Genomic DNA, 18,634 nt, shown 5'->3' with positions numbered 1-18,634 from the left:
CCACATGCTGACATTCACGATACGACGTCTGATCCTATCCGTTCCGACGCTTCTGTTCATCGCGCTTGTGATCTTCATGCTGATGGAACTCGCCCCCGGCGATCCCATGGCGCAGGTTCCCCTGACCGTTCCACCTGAGGTGAAAGAAAAGATGCGCGAAGCGCTTGGTCTTGGCCAGCCCGCGCATATCCGCTTTTTCAAGTGGCTCTATCAGTTCTTTATCATTGAACCGATGGTGTTCTGGGACTGGATGTGGGGCACAACATACACTGAAGGCGTGCAGCGCGTTATCTCTTGGCAGACCCGCAGCCCTGTAATGGACATCGTGATCCAGCGTATGCCTCAGACGCTTTGGGTTGTTGCGATGGCCTATATCGTAGGTGTGTTGATCGCGCTGCCAATCGGCATTTATTCTGCGTATCGCCAGTACTCAGTCTTTGATCAAACAGGCACCTTCGTGTCGATGATCGGCTTTTCGATCCCGCCTTTCTTTACCGGTCCATTGCTCATTGTACTGTTTTCCGTGCAACTCGGCTGGCTCCCTTCGATCTATGATACCACCCATGTGGTCACCGATTGGGCCAGCTTCAAAGTGCAATTCATGCAAATGATTATGCCCGTCATGGTGCTTGCCCTGCAAACCACGGCGCAGATAAGCCGTTACATGCGCGCATCCATGCTAGAGAACCTGAACCAAGACTACGTACGCACAGCGCGCGCCAAAGGTCTCTCAGAGGCGATTGTCGTAATGGTTCATGTATTGCGCAACTCGATGATCCCCGTGGTCACAGTCATTGCACTCGGGATGCCCGCAATCTTTGGCGGCGCAATCATCACAGAGAACGTTTTCAAGGTGAACGGCATCGGTCAGCTTTTGCTGACGGCGCTCTTTGCCAATGACATTCCAATGGTGCTGACCCTCACCTTTATCTTCGCGATCTTGATCGTTCTGTTTAACCTGATTGCCGACATACTCTACGGCGTCCTTGACCCGAGGATCCGCTATGACTGATGCAACCCAGATCGACGCGATTGAAGCGCTCAAAGATAAAGAGCCTCAAAAGCCCCCGCGTAGCCAGTGGAAAGACGTTTGGGACCAGTTCCGCAAACATAAAGGCGCGCTCTTTGGTGGTGGATTCTTGCTATTCATCACGCTCTTTGTGCTTTTGGGGCCGCTCATTTGGCAGCTTGATCCGCAAAAACTCGACATCCGCAACAAAGACATCCGCCCGATCTACACGTGGCTGTGGGACGGTGATGCAAAGGTTGCATGGAACCGCCCCCTCGGCACCGACAACTTAGGGCGCGATATGCTCGCCAATATGATCAAAGGCGGGCGCACGTCGCTTGCTGTGGGTTGGGCTGCGATGATCCTCGCGTTGGTGCTCGGGACATTGATTGGCGTGCTCTCAGGCTACTTTAAGCGCCTGGATGGCGTCTTGATGCGCTTTACAGATTTGGTACTGTCTCTCCCTCTGCTTCCGCTCCTACTGGTGGCCGTGACTTTGTTCCGCCAACCTTTGCGTGCCGCATACGGGCCAGAGGGTGGCATGTTCGTGCTGATTGTTGGTATCATCGGTATCACAAGCTGGATGCAAACAGCGCGTATCGTACGCGGCGAGATATTGGCGCTGAAAGAGCGCGAATTCATCCTTGCTGCCCGCTCCATCGGCACAACACCCTATAAGATCATCACGCGCCATCTATTGCCCAATATCATGTCCCCCATCATGGTCTCCGCAACATTGGGGCTTGCAACAGCGATCATTACGGAAAGCGCATTGAGCTTCCTTGGCGTCGGTTTCCCGTCCGACTTTCCAACATGGGGCAAGATGCTGGCTGACAGTGTTCCGCGCATGACCGAATATCCAGAGCGTGTGGTCCTTCCAGGTATCGCGATTTCGCTGACTGTTCTGTCTGTAAACTACTTGGGTGACGGCTTACGTGACGCCTTGGATCCCCGTATTCGTGGGCGTTAAGGTAAGGTGCGTGATACCACGCACCTTACGCAAAAAATTGATCCAAAAACTCGTTGCTAATGGCCCGCGCTGCCCCAAAAGGTGACAACACTGTCAAATTCTGAATGGTGATAGCGCGCTGCCGCTGAACCATCTAAATCGCCTTGAAAACGACCAAGCCGATGCGCACACTCAAAAAAGCCCTGTCTCGGAAGACCCTGTGTAGCTTTACTCACAACAAGTGCCGCAATCAGCGGGTGGCCCACTGCAGCATCTTGCTCCATCAACTCCTCTAACGCCGTGGTCAGTTGCCGAACAGTATTAGGTGGCGCAAGTTCGAGCTTTAGCGCGAGCGCTTGATAGGTGATCGGCTGACCCTGACGTGCAACTTCGATCAGAACTCGCCGAACACGTTCCGCTAGCATGTTAGAGTGTCCTTCGCATCGCAACCGCAACGCTTAAGCTGCAATCAAAGTCACCTTCAGCGCGTCCGCCCCATCAATAATGCGAAACAACTGATCTATGTTAGGATGCGCACCGGGGCGCGCTTTAGCGTCTGGGGTGTGTTCGGCAAACACATCTAGACCGTGCTGCGCAGCCTCCATATTTATCTCCCCAAATTCTTGATGAAGATACTGATACACAATCAAAGATCCTTGCTTGCCGGGTTGATTATCGATGCGTGCAACGATTTCCCCTTTTGGATCACTCAACTCAATCGCTGCAAGCGTATCGATCGAGGGCATCAGCGCCAGATTGTCCTTAAAGGAAGATGTTGGCTGGATCATGTCTAAGTCCTTATAAATGTTAAGTCCATTTCGGTCGCGCGTAGCGCCTTAACCCTGTTGGCCAAGCGTTGCTTTGACCAGTTGCGCAAAGTGATCCCCGCGTTTTTCAAAATTGTCATACTGATCGAAACTGGCCGCCGCAGGGGCCAAAAGCACTGTCTCACCCTCCCCTGCATCCGCCATCGCACGTGCCACAGCTTGTTCCATGGACACGCAGATATCACTCTCAACCCCTGACAATTGCAGCGCAAACCCTTCGGCGTCACGCCCGATCACATAGGCTTTCAACACCTCGCCTGCCACATCTGCCAACGCACCAACGCCGCCCTCTTTCTCAAGCCCGCCACAAATCCAGCGAATCTTTTTGAACGCGCCAAGCGCTTGTTTGGCACTGTCCACATTCGTGGCTTTGCTGTCATTCACATAGGTCACACCCTGCGCCTCAGCGACAATCTGCGAGCGATGCGGCAAGCCCGGATAAGACGCCAATCCAGCCTCAATCACCCTAGGTGCCAGCCCCAATGTCCGACACACCGCATATGCGCAGCAGGCGTTTTGATGGTTGTGCGTGCCGGGCAAGCCCTTGATCGCGCGCAGATCGATAGAGCCAATCTGACGCCCTTTGCGATACTCAGACAAGAAGCCTTTGCGCGCGAAAACCGTCCAGCCAAACTCCGTCAACTTGCGATCTATAGAGACGCGGATCACCCGATCATCCTGCGGCCCTTGCGCCATTTGTCCGGCCAAATACGAACCCTCAGCTTCATCCACACCAATAATCGCGCGCTCTGGCCCGCCTTCAGCGAATAAGCGGCGCTTGGCTGCGAAATAGCCACCCATGCCCGCATGACGATCCAGATGATCAGGGGAGAGATTGGTGAACACCGCGACATCCGGTGTCAAAGCACGGGCAAGGTCGGTTTGATAGGACGACAGCTCCAGCACAACAACTTCGCCGTCAATTGCAGGATCAATGTCGAGCACGCCGCGACCGATGTTTCCCGCAAGCTGCGTGGCGCGACCTGTGTGCTCTAAAACGTGGTGGATCAATGCGGATGTCGTGGATTTCCCGTTCGATCCCGTCACCGCGACGATACGCGGAACAACGTCCATATTCTGCCATTCCGTTGTCGCGAAAGAACGGAAAAAGAGCGAGATGTCGTTGTCCACAGGTACGCCCAGTTCATAGGCCTCTTCGATCACAGGATTGGGCATCGGGTAAAGATGCGCAATGCCCGGTGATGTGATCAAGACCGCAAGCTCTGCAAGGGTTTTTCCCGTGAGCTTGGCCGTCTCGAACCCCTCCCCCTCCGCCTTGGTGCGGGCGGTCTCATTATCGTCCCAACAGATCGGCACGGCCCCACCTTCACGCAGCGCACGCGCAGCGGACAGGCCAGAGCGCCCCAGCCCCAACACCCCAACGCGCGCGCCTGTGTATCCTTGCACTGGAATCATGATGAGCCCTCCCGATAAGTGCGGCTATCGGTAGTCGGTTTGGCAGGAAATGGCTAGCTATTCGCTCGGCAAAGCATCAATTCTACGCTGGGTTTCGATGAAGTAGTGCTTTGCCTGTTCGTAGTCACCGGCGCACACAGGATGGTCACTTCCCATTGACAACGTTGCTTGCGCAAAGGCTGCCAAGTTCCACAGCGTTCTATTCCAGAAACAAGACCACAACGATTCACATGCTGACGCCTTACTTCAATAATTTGTTAAAGCATACACGCCGAACGTGAACTGAAAAGGCCCTGCCCTCCTATGGCGAAGGTCGGTGTAAATCCGAGAGGGATCTGTTGGTAGGGATTACTCACGGACGCCCGCGAACTTCTCTTGCCAATCCTCACGCTCATCATCTGTGATCTTACGGAAGGTCACGTCAGGTACAGAGAAGGCTGCCCCGACAGGCAACGCACCCAAGGCGGCCTCAACATTATCAGGCCAGCTGTCATCCTCGCACTGCATCGCACGCATCAGCGTCTCGGCAGCGTCGGGAATGAACGGGCTGGACAGCACTGCATAGAGCCGGATCAGGTTCAGCGCGAGGCGGATTTGCGCGGCGGCTGTTTCGGGGTCTTCCTTGAACGTCACCCATGGGGCGGCGGCTTGCAAATATTCATTGCCCGCGACCCAAATCGCGCGCAACTCGCCAGCGGATTTGCGCACTTCCATCGCGTCCATATAGCCCTCGTAAGCGCGGATGCGGGTCGTAAGCTCTGCGATCAGCGCCTCTTCGCGTTCGCCCCATGCGCCGCCCTCGGGCACCACTTCGCCGAATTTGGAGCGGCAGAATTTGGTCACGCGCGAGACGAAATTGCCCAGAACATCGGCCAGATCTTTATTCACCGACGCTTGGAAATTCTCCCAAGTGAACTCGCTATCGCTGCTTTCCGGCGCGTGACTCAGCAGCCACCAGCGCCAATAATCAGCGGGCAAAATTTCCAAGGCTTGATCCATAAACACGCCGCGCCCGCGCGACGTGGAGAACTGACCACCATCATAATTGAGGTAATTCAGGCCCTTGATGTAGTCGACCAACTTCCACGGCTCGCCAGAGCCGAGGATCGTGACAGGAAAGCTAAGCGTATGAAAAGGCACGTTATCCTTGCCCATGAACTGCGTATAGCGCACATCCTCTGCGCCTTGGTCGGTGCGCCACCAGCGCTGCCAATCCGCATCGCTTTTGCCATTCGCGTCAGCCCATTCCTTGGCGCAAGCGATGTATTCAATCGGCGCGTCGAACCAGACGTAGAACACCTTGCCCTCCATGCCCGGCCAATCCTCAGAGCCGCGCTTCACAGGCACGCCCCAGTTCAGATCGCGCGTGATGCCGCGATCTTGCAGACCATCGCCGTCATGAAGCCATTTCTTCGCGATCGAGGTGGTCAGCACGGGCCAATCATCCTTGCTGTCGATCCACTCCGAGAGCTGATCTTTCATCTGGCTTTGGCGCAGGTAGAGGTGTTTCGTCTCGCGCATTTCCAAGTCAGTCGAGCCTGAAATTGTCGAGTAAGGATTGATCAGATCCACCGGATCAAGCTGCTTGGTGCAGTTGTCGCACTGATCGCCACGCGCACTCTCGAAGCCGCAGTTGGGGCAAGTCCCTTCCACATAGCGATCTGGCAGAAAGCGGCCATCGGCTTTGGAATAAATCTGCTGATCCGCGACTTCCTCGATCAGCCCTGCATCGGCCAAACGTCCTGCAAAATGCTGCGTCAGCTCGCGGTTCTGCTGCGAGGACGAGCGCCCGAAATGATCGAAGGACATGCGAAAGCCCTTAGCGATCTCATCCTGAACCGCCCACATTTCTGCGCAATATTCTTCAACAGGTTTGCCCGCCTTGGCCGCGGCCAATTCCGCAGGGGTACCATGTTCATCCGTGGCGCAAAGGAACAAAACTTCATTGCCGCGCGCACGCTGAAAGCGCGCGTACAGATCCGCGGGAAGTTGACTACCTACCAAGTTGCCAAGGTGTTTGATCCCATTGATATAGGGGATCGCGGAAGTGATAAGATGCCGAGCCATTTTGAGTCGTCCTGCGTTGAGTTGCACAACCCATAGCGCTCTGACGCGGGCAGTTCAAACTGCCTTTGCACACCCCGTTGTACGCGGGGGCTACAAATGTTCTGCAAAAGCGCGGTGCAAGTGACGATACGCTTCAGGCGGAAGCTTGGTATCCCAGCTGACCACAACAGCCGTGCCATCAGGGCCAACCATCATATAAGAGCCCAAATTCGCGCGTCGGCGATCCGTGTGTTTCCATGAACCACCATGGGAAAACAGATATCCACGATCATGATTGCGAACCCAAGCCCCCATTCCATACCCTGTGTCCGGATCAAGCGCGAAGTCACGCGGCTCTTTGACCCAAGGCGTATTCGGTGCGAACCAATGCATCGCATAGCGTGCGTAATCCTCGACCGAAACAAGCCAACCACCATAGCCAGCCGTCTTGGCCATGTGGCCTGACACATTTGCATTCAACGCTTTTGCAGGGTCCATGATCCGCGCCTTGCACACCTCAGCATAGGAGCCACCAGACATCGCGCCAATCAGGCTGCCAAGAATTGCATAATTCGCATTGGAATAGCTGTATCCACTTTCCACATTAAAGTTGGCCGGCACTTTCAGCGCTGTGCGCGTCATAGAGGCTTGGCTATCCAAGTGTTTGTTTTGAAGCGACGTTTTGCCCTGCACTAAACGCGTCGGCAAACCGCTTGTATGCGTTGCAAACTCGGTCAGGGTCTTTTCTAGCATCGCGTCCCCGGGTGTTAGGTTGAGCTTGGCCAAGACGGGCTGCAAATCTGCAAGCGTACTGCTCCAATCGTAGGGGCTGCCTTCCAAAAATGTGTTCAAGCAATGCGCGGTGATCGATTTTGACAGGCTTGCCATGGGAAAACTTGTGGACGGTGCACGCTTTGCTCCGCGCGAGCGCAGGATTGATCCGTCTTGACCTATCGCGATGCTCGAAGCGGTCACGCCATATGTGCCCATCCATTCACGCCACGCGGTTTCAAACGCATCCAAGGCAACCACATCTTTTCGGCGGCTCGTTTGCACCGCGGGTAACGGTTTAAACTCACTATGATCTTGCGCCACAAATACAGGCTTGGACGGGCCAATCTTAACGCCAAGCGCCAGCGCTTGTCCGATTGCGAACGCGCCACCAACCATCATTAGAAATACTACTTTTTTGTAAACCACGCCGATCTGCCGAAAAATGTTTGCCTGTTGATCACAGGCCGGCGCGCCACTTTAGGGTCAAAAGTTTGTTATTCTCGTGATTTCTTTTAACGCTTGCGCCGCAACCCTTTCGAGAGCCGCCCGATCACAAATGACGTACGCGGCGCATAAACGTAGGGCGTACGTTCTTCTACGGTATCGCGCGCGCGCATGCGCAACAAACCAAAGACCACCAACAAAGCATGACCCGACGCAATCATAAGGAACAACGCCGATGGTCCATACCAGTTAATCAAGCTTGAAGACAAAAGCGGCGACGCAATCGCACCAAGGGCGAAGAAAAACATCAAGGCCGCGGAAAGCTCGACCCGCTCATCATCCGTGGCAAAGTCATGGGCGTGCGCTGCGGCCACTGAGTAGATAGGAAATGTTGTAAGACCGAAAAATGCAGCGCCTATCATGATCGCGGTCGTGCCGGAATCAACAATCACATTGATCACGATGCAACTAACAATGGCAGCTATCGACAGCCAGATTAAAACCCAACGACGATCAAACTTATCGGCAAGCCACCCAACCGGATATTGCGCGAGCGCTCCGCCCAGCACAAATGCGGCGAGGAAATAAGCGATTTGATCTGTGCGCAGCCCCACTTCTTGCCCATAGATCGGACCAACCATGCGAAACGAAGCACTCGAAAGCGCTGCGACAATCACCCCCGCCGCCGCCAAGGGGGAGCGTGTTACAGCCAACATGGGCCGCAACCTAGGCGCGCTTGGTGTTTTGGGTTGGCTCACTTTGGTGAGGGTCAGCGGTAGCAATGCGGCACAACACAACAAGGCCAGCAAATTATACGACACATAAGACGCGGGTTCCAAAACCCCGATCATCAATTGTGCGGCCAATGATGCCCCCATATCAGCAACGCGGTAGACCCCCATCGCGCGGCCTCTGTTTTCGTTGGTGACTTTGGCTTGCAACCAAGCTTCGATGACCGTGTAGCATCCCGCAACACACAGCCCCGAAGCGACGCGCATCAATGCCCAAGCATAGGGATCAATGACTAACATATGCGCAAGAAGCCCAATCGCACCAGATGCTGTAAAGGCTGCGAATGCACGGCTGTGCCCGACGCTCCCCATCAAACGTGGGGCCCACCAGCAGCCTATGAAAAAGCCAACAAAATGCGCGGATCCTAAAAGACCGATTTGCGTCGTGCTAAAGCCCAGCACGATACCCGACAGCGCATCAAGCGGCCCGACACCACCAGATGACAGCTGCAACAATGCCACTGATAAAAACAACGCTGCAAAGGAAATAAGTAACCGCATAGCCCAAACTTAAAGCGGTTCCCAAGCACCGCTTCAACGTTTTCGACACCCATCTGTCGGTTTAGGACATCAAGAAAAACCTTTTGGTCTTCCTCTCTCAGAAATATCCTGGGGGTGTGGGGGCAAGCCCCCACTCATGCCGATTGCACATGCAATTCGAAACTTTATGGGCGTACCGCTTTCGCAAAAGTCGAAAAGATCGCCTCATTCGCGCAGATCACTTCACCATCGGCTAAAATATCTTTGCCAAGGGTCAAAGGTTCAATAAACCCGCCCGCTTCACGCACCAGAACAATGCCCGCGGCTAGGTCCCATGCGTTCAAACGGCGCTCCCAGTAGCCTTCATAGCGGCCTGCCGCGACATAGGCTAAATCAAGCGCTGCAGATCCCCAACGACGAATACCCGCCACCGCAGGCGCAACCTTGGCAATCTCTTTGATCGTCTCTGGTAGGTCAGAGCGTCCACCAAACGGGATGCCAGTCGCAAAAACGCCTTCAATCATTTGATTGCGCGAAGAAACCCGCAAGCGCTGGTCATTCATCCAAGCGCCCATGCCTTTTTCTGCAACATACATCTCATCTTTTGCCGCGTCGTAAATAACACCCGCAACGATCTGACCTTTATGCTCCAAGGCGATCGAAACCGCCCAATGCGGCAGGCCGTGCAGAAAATTGGTGGTGCCATCCAGCGGATCTACGATCCAGCGACGCGTCGGGTCAGTGCCCTCTTCTGCGCCACCTTCTTCGGCAAGCCAGCCATAGGTTGGCCGCGCTTCCATCAACTCTTCTTTGATGATCTTTTCAGCTGCCAAATCTGCCTTGGTAACAAAATCACCCGCGCCTTTGCGCGACACTTGCAAATTTTCGACCTCACGGAAGTCTTTGGTCAAGCTACGCCCCGCTTTGCGCGCGGCTTTGATCATCACATTTAGATTTGCGCTGCCTTGCATAGCATCTTGGTCCTTAGCATCATTTCTTGGCTTAGCGCGCGTATAGGCAGAGCCGCGCAATTTGCCAAGCGCTTAAGCGTTCTGCAGCTTAGCGCTCTCTTCTTTGGCAAGGCGGATCAGGTCCATCATGTAGGGTTTAGCCACCTCATCGCTTCGGGTCGCGGCAAAAAGCTGACGGGTCAGTCCCTTTTTCGTCAGCGGACGCGTCACATAATCAGATGAATACTTCACCTCGCGGACAACCCAGTCTGGCAAAACAGAAATACCACGATTTGACGCAACAAGCAGCAAGATCACAGCTGTTAGTTCCACTTGGCGGATGGATGCCGGCTCTACTTTGGCGGGGATCAAAAGCTGGCTAAAAATATCTAGACGCGAGCGTTCAACTGGGTAGGTAATCAGCGTTTGCCCACGAAAATCTTGCGCTTCTACAAATGGTTTTTGTGCCAAAGGGTGCTGAGCTGATGCAACGAAAACAGGTGCATAATCAAAGAGGTGGGTAAATTCGACACCAGCCAAATTTTCAGGATCAGAGCTGACAACCAGATCCACCTCTTCCTTTTGCAAAGCAGGCAGCGCATCAAAGGCGAGGCCGGGTTTGATATCCACGTCTACGTCTGGCCATAGCTTTCGAAAGCCCTCCAACACAGGAAACAGCCACTCGAAACATGCATGACATTCAATCGCGATATGCAAACGGCCTGATTTACCGTCCCGCAATCCGCTAAATTCCGCTTGCATCGCATCAATATCGGGCAGGATTTTTTCAGCCAGCCGCAACAATCGCATACCAGCGGCTGACAGCTTCATAGGCTTGGAGCGACGGACAAACAATTCGACCCCTGCCTGATCCTCTAAGCCTTTAATTTGATGGCTCAGCGCACTTTGCGTGATGTGCAATTGATCTGCCGCTTTGGCCAAGCCACCATTTTCGTAAATCGCTTTGATTGTGCGTAGATGGCGAAACTCAATATGCATACCTGAGCAAACCTCATGATAGAGTTGAAAGTTATGAAGTTGTCTCACAATTTAAGCTGTGCAACAAGAATGAAATTCATAAAGAAAGCGATAAACATGAGCACGCCGACAGTTTCATTTGAGTTTTTCCCACCTCAAAACCTAGAAGCGTCTTTTCGGCTTTGGGACACTGTGCAAACTTTGGCACCGCTTGATCCGACATTTGTGTCTGTCACCTATGGCGCTGGCGGCACCACGCGCGATTTGACACGTGACGCAGTTGCGACGCTGCACAAATCCAGTGGTCTGAATGTCGCCGCGCATTTGACCTGTGTAAACGCAACCAAGGAAGAAACCCTTGCAATTGCAGCAGATTTCGCCAAAGCAGGGGTGAAAGAAATTGTCGCGCTACGCGGTGACGCGCCGAAAGGCGAAGCCACTTTCACACCATGCGATGGGGGATTTGCGAATTCGCTTGAGCTGATCGAAGCGCTTGCTGCAACTGGTGATTTCAAAATACGCGTAGGCGCTTACCCTGATCGCCACCCTGAAGCCCCTAGCGCGCAAGCAGATGTTGATTGGCTCAAAGCCAAGATAGATGCGGGCGCGGATGAGGCCATCACCCAGTTTTTCTTCGAAGCGGATACGTTTCTAAGGTTCCGCGACGAATGCGCCAAAGCTGGGATAGATGCCCCGATCTTGCCCGGCATTTTGCCGATTGAGAATTGGAAGGGAACCCGCAACTTCGCCAAGCGCTGCGGCACAGCCGTGCCAGTGTGGCTCGAAGACGCTTTTGAGAAGGCAGAGCGTGATGGCAGAAGTGACCTTCTTGCGACAGCAATTTGCACAGAACTCTGCTCTGATCTGATGAGCGAGGGCGTCGATGCACTACATTTTTACACCCTCAACCGTCCGGAATTGACGCGCGATGTGTGTCATGCGCTCGGGGTCGTACCTCAGGTTGATTTACAGAACGTTGCGTAACAGCGATTGAAGCGGAGCACCGCAGCTTTTAGCCTGAGCGTAAACTAGGAGGCATTGCGATGCTCTACGCTCAAGGACCCGACGACCTGTTAAGCGTTGCGGATGCGCTCAAACTCTCTGGGCGCGATTATATGCAGGGTATTCTGGACGGTGATTATCCGGCCCCGCCCATGGGCAAAACGCTGAATTACAAATTGCAGGATGTGGGCGATGGCCACATCATTTTTCGCGGAAGCCCACTGTTTGATCATTGCAACCCCATGGGCACGGTGCACGGCGGTTGGTACGGCACCCTCCTTGATAGCGCCATGGCGTGTGCTGTGATGACAAAAGTTCCGAGGGGCAGCGGATATACAACATTGGAATATAAGGTAAATATTCTGCGCTCCATCCCACTTGGGATGGAAGTGGATTGCATTGGAACAATCGATCACGCAGGACGCTCCACAGGCATTTCGCATGGTGAAATTCGCGGCGTCGCGGATGGCAAGCTTTACGCCACGGGCTCCACAACCTGCATCATTTTGACACCTTAAGCCCTGCTCGGCCGGCGCAGACGACGCCTTATTCTAGCGCTTAGGCCCTGTTCGGACGCAGGTGGATCGCGACGTTCACGCGTATAGACCGAGTGATGCAAACGCTCGCAACGATCCCCTTCTACGACACGTCTTTTGCGCGACAAAAACAGCTTTCCAAACCCACGCCAAGTGCTGGCAGAGGGGGCGGTCGCGTTTTGCTCAAAGCGCGCGCGCCAATTATCGGGTAACTCTAAGCCACAGCTCTCGATCCGTTCCAACATCCAAACAAGCGGGATATTCGCCAAAGGGCGCGCGGCTTCAAAGCCAAGCAACTGCCCGCCTACATCGCCATGGGTGCCCGGAAACCAAACTTGTTCAATACGCCCCTGCCAATCATCAGGACAGGTCCACAGGACGGGTTCATAACTGTTGCGCGTCTCATCGCGTGCGAGTGCGTGAAACCCATGCCGGATCGAGCGGCCAAGTTCATGATTGTGAAACGCATGCTTTGGCGCGCTCCATCGCCAGAGCACCGGCAGGCCAACACCCAGCGCTTTAACCGTATCCCAAACGCCAACCATTTCGATGGGGGCTTCAGGGTGGCAATGTGTTTTCACGAAGGTTTCCGCCTCAATTAACGCGTCTCCCTCTTCATAGATGCGATAAATGCTGCGAATATTGCGCTCAATTGCCTGTTCCGCTGTCAGCAATCCAACGCGATCTATCACCCCTGCAAGCGAGCGCGCAGCATAAGCACCCCGTGAATACCCCAGCAAAAAGATCCGATCCCCCGCGCGATACCGCGACGCAAGAAATCCGTAAGCACGTCTGATTTGGCGGTTTATGCCCCGCCCCATCATCACATCTGGCGCAGAACGAAGTCCGCGCCATTGCACGCCTGCTTCATAATAAAGCGACAAGTCTGGGTTAGCTTCACGCAAAATTTTATATGTGCGACCTGCATTCGTTTCATGCCCCTCATCAAGAGAGGACATCGTGCCATCCAGAATAACCACGTGGGTTTGCGGCTCATGCGCCGCAGAACGCGGACTTTGGCGGCGACGACGCAGTGCGCCGCTGAGCCAAAGGGATATGCGTTTACTCAGCCGCAATTCGCTGAGCGTTCAATATTTGCCACATCCGATGTGGCGTGAAGGGCATATCAACACGATCAATGCCCAAAGGTGCAACCGCGTCCTGCACAGCATTCGCAATCGCCGCCATAGACCCGACGGTTCCGGCTTCGCCACACCCTTTCATCCCCATAGGGTTGGTCGATGTGGGCACCGCTTCTGTCGAAAATGAAATCATAGGCACATCATCCGCGCGCGGCATGGCGTAGTCCATAAAACTTGCTGTGAGCAACTGGCCGTCTTCATCAAACACTGCCCGCTCTGTCAGCGCTTGACCAAGGCCCTGCGCGATACCGCCGTGCACTTGGCCTGCGACCAGCATCGGATTGATAAGATTACCAAAATCGTCAACGACAGTGTAGCGATCTACCGTGACAACCCCTGTTTCAGGATCGATCTCCACCTCTGCCAGATGCGCGCCATTCGGGAACGATTGTGCCGAAAGCGTGATGCGTGCTTCAGAGGTTAACAGCTCTTCCTGCCCCTCCGTCTTTGCCAATTCTGCCGCTTCGATCATCGTAAAGCTCAGGTTAGAGCCATCGCTGCGGAATGCTTCATCGTCAAACATGACTTCTTCCTTACTCACGCCCATCTTTTCAGCTAAGAATGGCGTAAATTGGGCGATCATCTTTTCCACACTCGCAAGTGTGGCCGTGTTTTGAACTGTTACCGAGCGAGAACCACCAGTTCCGCCGCCCGTCGCAATGCGGTCGCTGTCGCCTTGGATCACATCGATGCGGTCCACAGGGATACCTGTTTGGTCTGACAAGAACTGTGCATAGACCGTTTCATGGCCCTGCCCGTTGCTTTGTGTCCCCACATAAATACTTACGCGACCCTCTTCTTCAAAGAACACCACTTTGCTGGTCTCCGAAGGATCGCCCAAAATACTTTCAATATAGTAACATATCCCCATGCCGCGCAGCATACCTTTGGCCGCACTCGCGTTGCGACGGCTTGCGTAGCCCGCGTGATCGCTCTTGCTTTGCGCAACAGTCAGGACGCGATTGAAATCGCCGATGTCATAGGTGACCCCAGACGCAGTGACGTAGGGAAAGTTATCAGGGGCAATGAAATTACGGCGACGCAATTCCCAAGGGTCCGCACCCAGTGCGCGTGCTGCGTAATCCATAGAACGTTCTAGCACGTAAATCGCCTCTGGCCGTCCAGCACCGCGATACGCATCCACTTGAGTGGTGTTGGTATAAACCCCCTCCACATGCAGATAGACCGCCTGCACATCATAACAGCCCGTTAAGACTTTGGAGAATAAAACCGTTTGAATTGGTTGCGCGAACTGGGAGTTATACGCGCCCATATTGGCCACGGAGTGGACCTTATAGGCCACTAGCTTGTGATCCGCATCAAAGCCCATCTCCACATGGCTCACCAAATCACGCCCAGCATTGTCGCTGAGCATCGCTTCCGTCCGCTCCGACATCCAGCGCACAGGTTGCCCGAGTTTACGTGCAGCCATGCCACAAATTGCGTATTCGGGATACATCATCGCTTTCATGCCAAACCCGCCGCCCGTGTCCGGATTGGTGACGCGCACGTTTTCAGGATCCAGCCCCATATGTTTGGCGATTTGCCCTTTGGGGGCCCAAACCCCCTGCCCGTTGATCGCGACATGGACCCGACCGTCGTCCCATTCCGCATAGCATCCACGCGGTTCCATCGAATTAACGATGACGCGATTGTCTTCGATCTCGCAGGTGACTTTATGCGCTGCATTGGCGAAAGCCTCTGTAAATGCATCCTCATTGCCAAGGCCCCAGTCAAACGCGCGATTGTCAGGCGCTTCAGCATGAATCGGGTCGCCCCCTGTGCCAAGTTCAAGATGTACTGGCAAATCATCGATATCCAACTCAACAAGCTCAGCGGCGTCTTTGGCCTGTTGTAGAGTTTCCGCAAAGATCATCGCGATCGGCTCGCCCACAAATCGCACGCGACCCTGCGCTAACAAAGGCCGTTCAGGCGCGGCAGAGCTTTCGCCATCGCGGTTTTTGAGCAAACTGGCCGCCATCGGCAGCACATTGCCATCAGCGAGCAAATCATCCGCAGTTAGAACCAGATGAACCCCGTCTGCCTCGCGTGCATCATCGACGTTGAGCTCGGCGATATCGCCATGCGCCGCAGACGAGCGCAGCACATAGCCAAAGAGCGCATTTTCAGGTGTAATATCATCGACATAGCGCCCTTCTCCGGTGAGAAAGCGAATATCCTCAGTGCGTTTCACTGCCTGACTTTTACCGAACTTTTCCATTTTGTGCTCCCTGCGTTGCGCACCGCTGTGAACATTAACCCTAAGCCAAGTGCAACAGATGTCCAGATTGGCTTTTCCTTTGGCCGCGCTTTGTTTATCAGAGCGCAAACACCCAATTGCATGCAAGGACGCCGATCTCATGGCTATGGAAAAGAATTTCGACGCGAGCACCGCTGAAACCCGTCTTTATGACGCTTGGGAAAAGGCAGGCTGCTTTAAAGCTGGTGCCAACGCCAAGCCAGAGGCGTCAACCTTTTGCATCATGATCCCGCCCCCCAATGTCACGGGTGTCCTGCACATCGGTCACGCCTTTAACAACACGCTTCAGGACATCATGATCCGTTGGAAGCGCATGCAAGGTTTTGATACTTTATGGCAGCCGGGCACAGATCACGCGGGCATCGCCACACAAATGGTGGTGGAGCGCAAGCTAGCAGAAACTGGGCAGCCAAGCCGTGTTGAACTAGGGCGCGATGCCTTCCTAGAAAAAGTCTGGGAGTGGAAAGGCGAAAGTGGCGGCACGATTATCAACCAGCTCAAACGTCTTGGTGCGTCTTGCGATTGGCAGCGCGAAGCCTTCACCATGTCTGGCGCACCTAACGCCCCTGCTGACGTCGCGGGCGGCAATTTCCACGATGCAGTGATCAAAGTCTTTGTTGAGATGTACAACAAAGGTCTGATCTATCGCGGCAAGCGTTTGGTGAACTGGGATCCACATTTCGAGACTGCGATTTCCGACCTTGAGGTGGAGAACATCGAATTTGCGGGTCACATGTGGCACTTTAAGTACCCTCTTGCAGGCGGTGCGACATATGAGTTTATTGAGAAAAATGAAGACGGTGAAGTAACGCTTCGTGAAACGCGCGACTACATTTCCATCGCGACCACGCGTCCTGAGACGATGCTTGGCGATGGCGCGGTTGCGGTGCATCCAAGTGATGAGCGTTACGCGCCGATTGTTGGGATGTTGTGTGAAATTCCCGTTGGACCGAAAGAGCATCGCCGTTTGATCCCGATCATCACGGATGAATATCCCGATAAGGACTTCGGCTCTGGCGCGGTGAAGATCACTGGCGCGCATGATTTCAACGACTACCAAGTCGCCAAGCGCGGCGGCATTCCGATGTATAACCTGATGGATACTCGTGCGGCGATGCGTTCTGACGGCAAGCCATATGCGGAAGAAGCGGCTGTGGCCCAAGCGATTGCCAATGGCGAACAAGAGTTCGACGAGGCGATGATCGCGGCGATGAACCTTGTGCCCGATGAATATCGCGGTATGGATCGCTTTGAAGCGCGCAAAAAAGTGGTTGCGGATATTTCGGCTGAAGGTCTGGCCGTGATGGTGGATCAGACTTCTACGGATGAGGACGGCAATGAGGTTGTGACCTCCGTGCCTTTCGTTGAGGCAAAACCGATCATGCAGCCGTTTGGCGATCGTTCTAAAGTGGTGATCGAACCTATGCTGACCGATCAGTGGTTCGTTGAAACTTCCAAGATTGTTGAGCCCGCTTTGGAGGCTGTGCGTTCTGGCGCAACGAAGATCATGCCGGAGAGTGACAAGAAGGTGTATTTCCACTGGCTTGAGAACATTGAGCCGTGGTGCATCTCGCGTCAGCTTTGGTGGGGACATCAGGTTCCTGTTTGGTTTGACGGCGATGACAATCAGTATTGCGCAGCGAACGAGGCAGAGGCGCAAGCCCTCGCAGGCGACGGCGTCGAGCTACGCCGAGACCCTGATGTTCTGGACACATGGTTCTCGTCCGGCCTCTGGCCCATCGGTACGCTTGGCTGGCCCGAGCAGACGGAAGAGCTGAGCAAATACTTCCCGACCTCGACCCTGATCACAGGTCAAGACATCCTGTTCTTCTGGGTCGCGCGCATGATGATGATGCAGCTCGCGGTCGTGGATGAAGTGCCGTTTGACACAGTCTACCTCCACGGCCTCGTGCGCGATGCCAAAGGCAAGAAGATGTCCAAATCCACCGGCAACGTAGTGGACCCGCTTGAAATCATCGACGAATACGGCGCGGATGCGCTGCGCTTTACCAATGCGTCGATGGCGTCTTTGGGCGGTGTGTTGAAACTCGACACAAAACGCATCGAAGGCTATCGCAACTTCGTGACCAAACTCTGGAACGCGGCCACTTACGGTGATTTCAAAGGCACGTTCGACGTGCCCCATTCCGATGCGATCCCAGAAACAAACTTGCCGCTTAACAAGTGGATCAAAGGCGAAGTCGCCAAAACCCGCGAGACTGTTGATGATGCTTTGGCGGCCTACCGCTTCAACGATGCGGCCAATGCGCTTTATGCCTTCACGTGGAACACATTCTGCTCACAATATCTCGAGTTCACCAAACCCGTTATGGACGACGGCACGACAGAGGAAGCGGCAGAAACGAAGGCAACATATGCATGGGCGCTGGATCAAATCTTGATCATGCTCCATCCGATCATGCCTTTCGTGACCGAAGAAATCTGGGGCCAGAAAGCGCGCCCAACAATGTTGGTGCACGCACCTTGGCCGAGCTACACGGCAGCCGATCTCGTTGATCCCCAAGCAGATGCAGACCTGAGCTGGACAGTCGCGATGATCGAAGCGATCCGCTCCGCACGCGCGCAGATGAATGTCCCCGCTGGTGCATTTATTCCGTTGGTTGTCAAAGACATGGACGACGCTGCCAAGGCTGCCTGGGCGCAGAATGAGGCGTTGATTATGCGGTTTGCGCGGATTGAAAGCATCGCGCATGTTGAAGACCTGCCAAAAGGCACGGTTGCTTTGGCGATCTCTGGCGGCACATTTGGTCTGCCTTTGGAAGGCGTCATTGATGTTGCGGCTGAAAAGGCCCGCCTTGAGAAGACGCTTGGAAAACTCGCCAAGGAACTTGGCGGTTTGCGCGGACGTTTGAACAATCCAAAATTCGCAGAAAGTGCGCCTGCGGAAGTTCTCGAAGAAACCAAGCAAAACCTAAGTCTACGCGAAGCCGAAGAGGCCAAGCTAAAGGATGCTTATGCGCGTTTGGAAGAAATCGGCTAAATGAAGCAGCGTGCCCCAAGCCTTTTTGC

At 54.3% G+C, this 18,634-nt stretch carries 15 protein-coding genes; 5 read left to right on the top strand and 10 right to left on the bottom strand.

Going from position 1 to position 18,634, the window contains the following annotated elements; translation table 11 throughout:
• Positions 1–4: 4 nt before the first annotated feature.
• Together ACTG3Z_RS00640 and ACTG3Z_RS00635 are read left to right on the top strand one after the other, a co-directional pair.
• The gene (locus tag ACTG3Z_RS00640) at positions 5–1,012 is read left to right on the top strand and encodes an ABC transporter permease (RefSeq protein WP_439140732.1); all 1,008 of its coding nucleotides are present in this window, start codon (positions 5–7) and stop codon (positions 1,010–1,012) included.
• On the top strand, positions 1,005–1,979 hold the full coding sequence (locus ACTG3Z_RS00635) for an ABC transporter permease (RefSeq protein ID WP_439140731.1): 975 nt from the start codon (positions 1,005–1,007) through the stop codon (positions 1,977–1,979). The genes ACTG3Z_RS00640 and ACTG3Z_RS00635 overlap by 8 nt, the downstream gene beginning before the upstream one ends.
• A 56-nt stretch (positions 1,980–2,035) precedes the next feature.
• On the opposite strand, the gene ACTG3Z_RS00630 is transcribed toward ACTG3Z_RS00635, so the two are convergent.
• The 8 genes from ACTG3Z_RS00630 to ACTG3Z_RS00595 all read right to left on the bottom strand — a co-directional run bounded on the left by ACTG3Z_RS00630 (position 2,036) and on the right by ACTG3Z_RS00595 (position 10,685).
• A complete protein-coding gene (locus ACTG3Z_RS00630; protein WP_439140730.1) occupies positions 2,036–2,383 on the bottom strand; it encodes a hypothetical protein in 348 nt (115 codons plus the stop codon).
• A gap of 33 nt (positions 2,384–2,416) precedes the next feature.
• Complete coding sequence (locus tag ACTG3Z_RS00625) at positions 2,417–2,746, bottom strand: DUF2322 family protein (protein ID WP_439140729.1); 330 nt, start codon at positions 2,744–2,746, stop codon at positions 2,417–2,419.
• Positions 2,747–2,794: 48 nt separating this feature from the next.
• Positions 2,795–4,201: a UDP-N-acetylmuramoyl-L-alanine--D-glutamate ligase gene (gene murD / locus ACTG3Z_RS00620; protein WP_439140728.1), complete on the bottom strand. Its 1,407-nt coding sequence runs from the start codon at positions 4,199–4,201 to the stop codon at positions 2,795–2,797.
• Positions 4,202–4,549: 348 nt separating this feature from the next.
• Positions 4,550–6,268, bottom strand: coding sequence for a methionine--tRNA ligase (gene metG / locus ACTG3Z_RS00615; protein ID WP_439140727.1), 1,719 nt, complete (start codon positions 6,266–6,268; stop codon positions 4,550–4,552).
• A 90-nt stretch (positions 6,269–6,358) separates the two neighbouring features.
• Positions 6,359–7,447, bottom strand: coding sequence for a serine hydrolase domain-containing protein (locus tag ACTG3Z_RS00610; protein WP_439140726.1), 1,089 nt, complete (start codon positions 7,445–7,447; stop codon positions 6,359–6,361).
• A gap of 86 nt (positions 7,448–7,533) precedes the next feature.
• On the bottom strand, positions 7,534–8,757 hold the full coding sequence (locus ACTG3Z_RS00605; RefSeq protein ID WP_439140725.1) for an MFS transporter: 1,224 nt from the start codon (positions 8,755–8,757) through the stop codon (positions 7,534–7,536).
• Between the two features lie 164 nt (positions 8,758–8,921).
• Entirely contained in the window at positions 8,922–9,707 is a 786-nt protein-coding gene (locus ACTG3Z_RS00600) for an inositol monophosphatase family protein (protein WP_439140724.1), read from the bottom strand.
• 72 nt (positions 9,708–9,779) lie between these two features.
• Positions 9,780–10,685 carry a LysR family transcriptional regulator gene (locus tag ACTG3Z_RS00595; RefSeq protein ID WP_439140723.1) on the bottom strand — a complete coding sequence of 302 codons (906 nt, stop codon included), beginning with the start codon at positions 10,683–10,685 and terminating at the stop codon, positions 9,780–9,782.
• Positions 10,686–10,700: 15 nt separating this feature from the next.
• Here ACTG3Z_RS00595 and metF point away from each other — a divergent pair, with 15 nt between their 5' ends.
• Positions 10,701–11,648, top strand: a complete 948-nt coding sequence (gene metF, locus ACTG3Z_RS00590; RefSeq protein WP_439140722.1) for a methylenetetrahydrofolate reductase [NAD(P)H] — start codon at positions 10,701–10,703, stop codon at positions 11,646–11,648.
• A gap of 59 nt (positions 11,649–11,707) precedes the next feature.
• Positions 11,708–12,184, top strand: a complete 477-nt coding sequence (locus ACTG3Z_RS00585; protein WP_375265464.1) for a PaaI family thioesterase — start codon at positions 11,708–11,710, stop codon at positions 12,182–12,184.
• On the opposite strand, the gene ACTG3Z_RS00580 is transcribed toward ACTG3Z_RS00585, so the two are convergent.
• On the bottom strand, positions 12,181–13,278 hold the full coding sequence (locus ACTG3Z_RS00580) for a DUF2235 domain-containing protein (protein WP_439140721.1): 1,098 nt from the start codon (positions 13,276–13,278) through the stop codon (positions 12,181–12,183). The genes ACTG3Z_RS00585 and ACTG3Z_RS00580 overlap by 4 nt on opposite strands.
• A complete protein-coding gene (locus tag ACTG3Z_RS00575) occupies positions 13,265–15,565 on the bottom strand; it encodes a xanthine dehydrogenase family protein molybdopterin-binding subunit (protein ID WP_439140720.1) in 2,301 nt (766 codons plus the stop codon). Before ACTG3Z_RS00575 ends, ACTG3Z_RS00580 begins: the two co-directional genes overlap by 14 nt.
• A gap of 139 nt (positions 15,566–15,704) precedes the next feature.
• Here ACTG3Z_RS00575 and ACTG3Z_RS00570 point away from each other — a divergent pair, with 139 nt between their 5' ends.
• Complete coding sequence (locus ACTG3Z_RS00570) at positions 15,705–18,605, top strand: valine--tRNA ligase (RefSeq protein ID WP_439140719.1); 2,901 nt, start codon at positions 15,705–15,707, stop codon at positions 18,603–18,605.
• Positions 18,606–18,634: the final 29 nt, after the last annotated feature.

Origin of the sequence: Planktotalea sp., assembly GCF_965659345.1 — a bacterium.
Lineage (GTDB): Bacteria > Pseudomonadota > Alphaproteobacteria > Rhodobacterales > Rhodobacteraceae > Planktotalea.
This window is presented reverse-complemented; position numbering and strand designations above follow the sequence as displayed.

Excerpts from the sequence above, each read along its gene's own strand:
- ACTG3Z_RS00600 (WP_439140724.1), bottom strand. The coding sequence starts at position 9,707 with ATGCAAGGCAGCGCAAATCTAAATGTGATGATCAAAGCCGCGCGCAAA.
- ACTG3Z_RS00605 (WP_439140725.1), bottom strand. The coding sequence starts at position 8,757 with ATGCGGTTACTTATTTCCTTTGCAGCGTTGTTTTTATCAGTGGCATTG.
- murD (WP_439140728.1), bottom strand. The coding sequence starts at position 4,201 with ATGATTCCAGTGCAAGGATACACAGGCGCGCGCGTTGGGGTGTTGGGG.
- ACTG3Z_RS00635 (WP_439140731.1), top strand. The coding sequence starts at position 1,005 with ATGACTGATGCAACCCAGATCGACGCGATTGAAGCGCTCAAAGATAAA.
- ACTG3Z_RS00585 (WP_375265464.1), top strand. The coding sequence starts at position 11,708 with ATGCTCTACGCTCAAGGACCCGACGACCTGTTAAGCGTTGCGGATGCG.
- ACTG3Z_RS00570 (WP_439140719.1), top strand. The coding sequence starts at position 15,705 with ATGGCTATGGAAAAGAATTTCGACGCGAGCACCGCTGAAACCCGTCTT.
- ACTG3Z_RS00625 (WP_439140729.1), bottom strand. The coding sequence starts at position 2,746 with ATGATCCAGCCAACATCTTCCTTTAAGGACAATCTGGCGCTGATGCCC.
- metG (WP_439140727.1), bottom strand. The coding sequence starts at position 6,268 with ATGGCTCGGCATCTTATCACTTCCGCGATCCCCTATATCAATGGGATC.
- ACTG3Z_RS00640 (WP_439140732.1), top strand. The coding sequence starts at position 5 with ATGCTGACATTCACGATACGACGTCTGATCCTATCCGTTCCGACGCTT.
- ACTG3Z_RS00595 (WP_439140723.1), bottom strand. The coding sequence starts at position 10,685 with ATGCATATTGAGTTTCGCCATCTACGCACAATCAAAGCGATTTACGAA.
- metF (WP_439140722.1), top strand. The coding sequence starts at position 10,701 with ATGATAGAGTTGAAAGTTATGAAGTTGTCTCACAATTTAAGCTGTGCA.
- ACTG3Z_RS00575 (WP_439140720.1), bottom strand. The coding sequence starts at position 15,565 with ATGGAAAAGTTCGGTAAAAGTCAGGCAGTGAAACGCACTGAGGATATT.
- ACTG3Z_RS00630 (WP_439140730.1), bottom strand. The coding sequence starts at position 2,383 with ATGCTAGCGGAACGTGTTCGGCGAGTTCTGATCGAAGTTGCACGTCAG.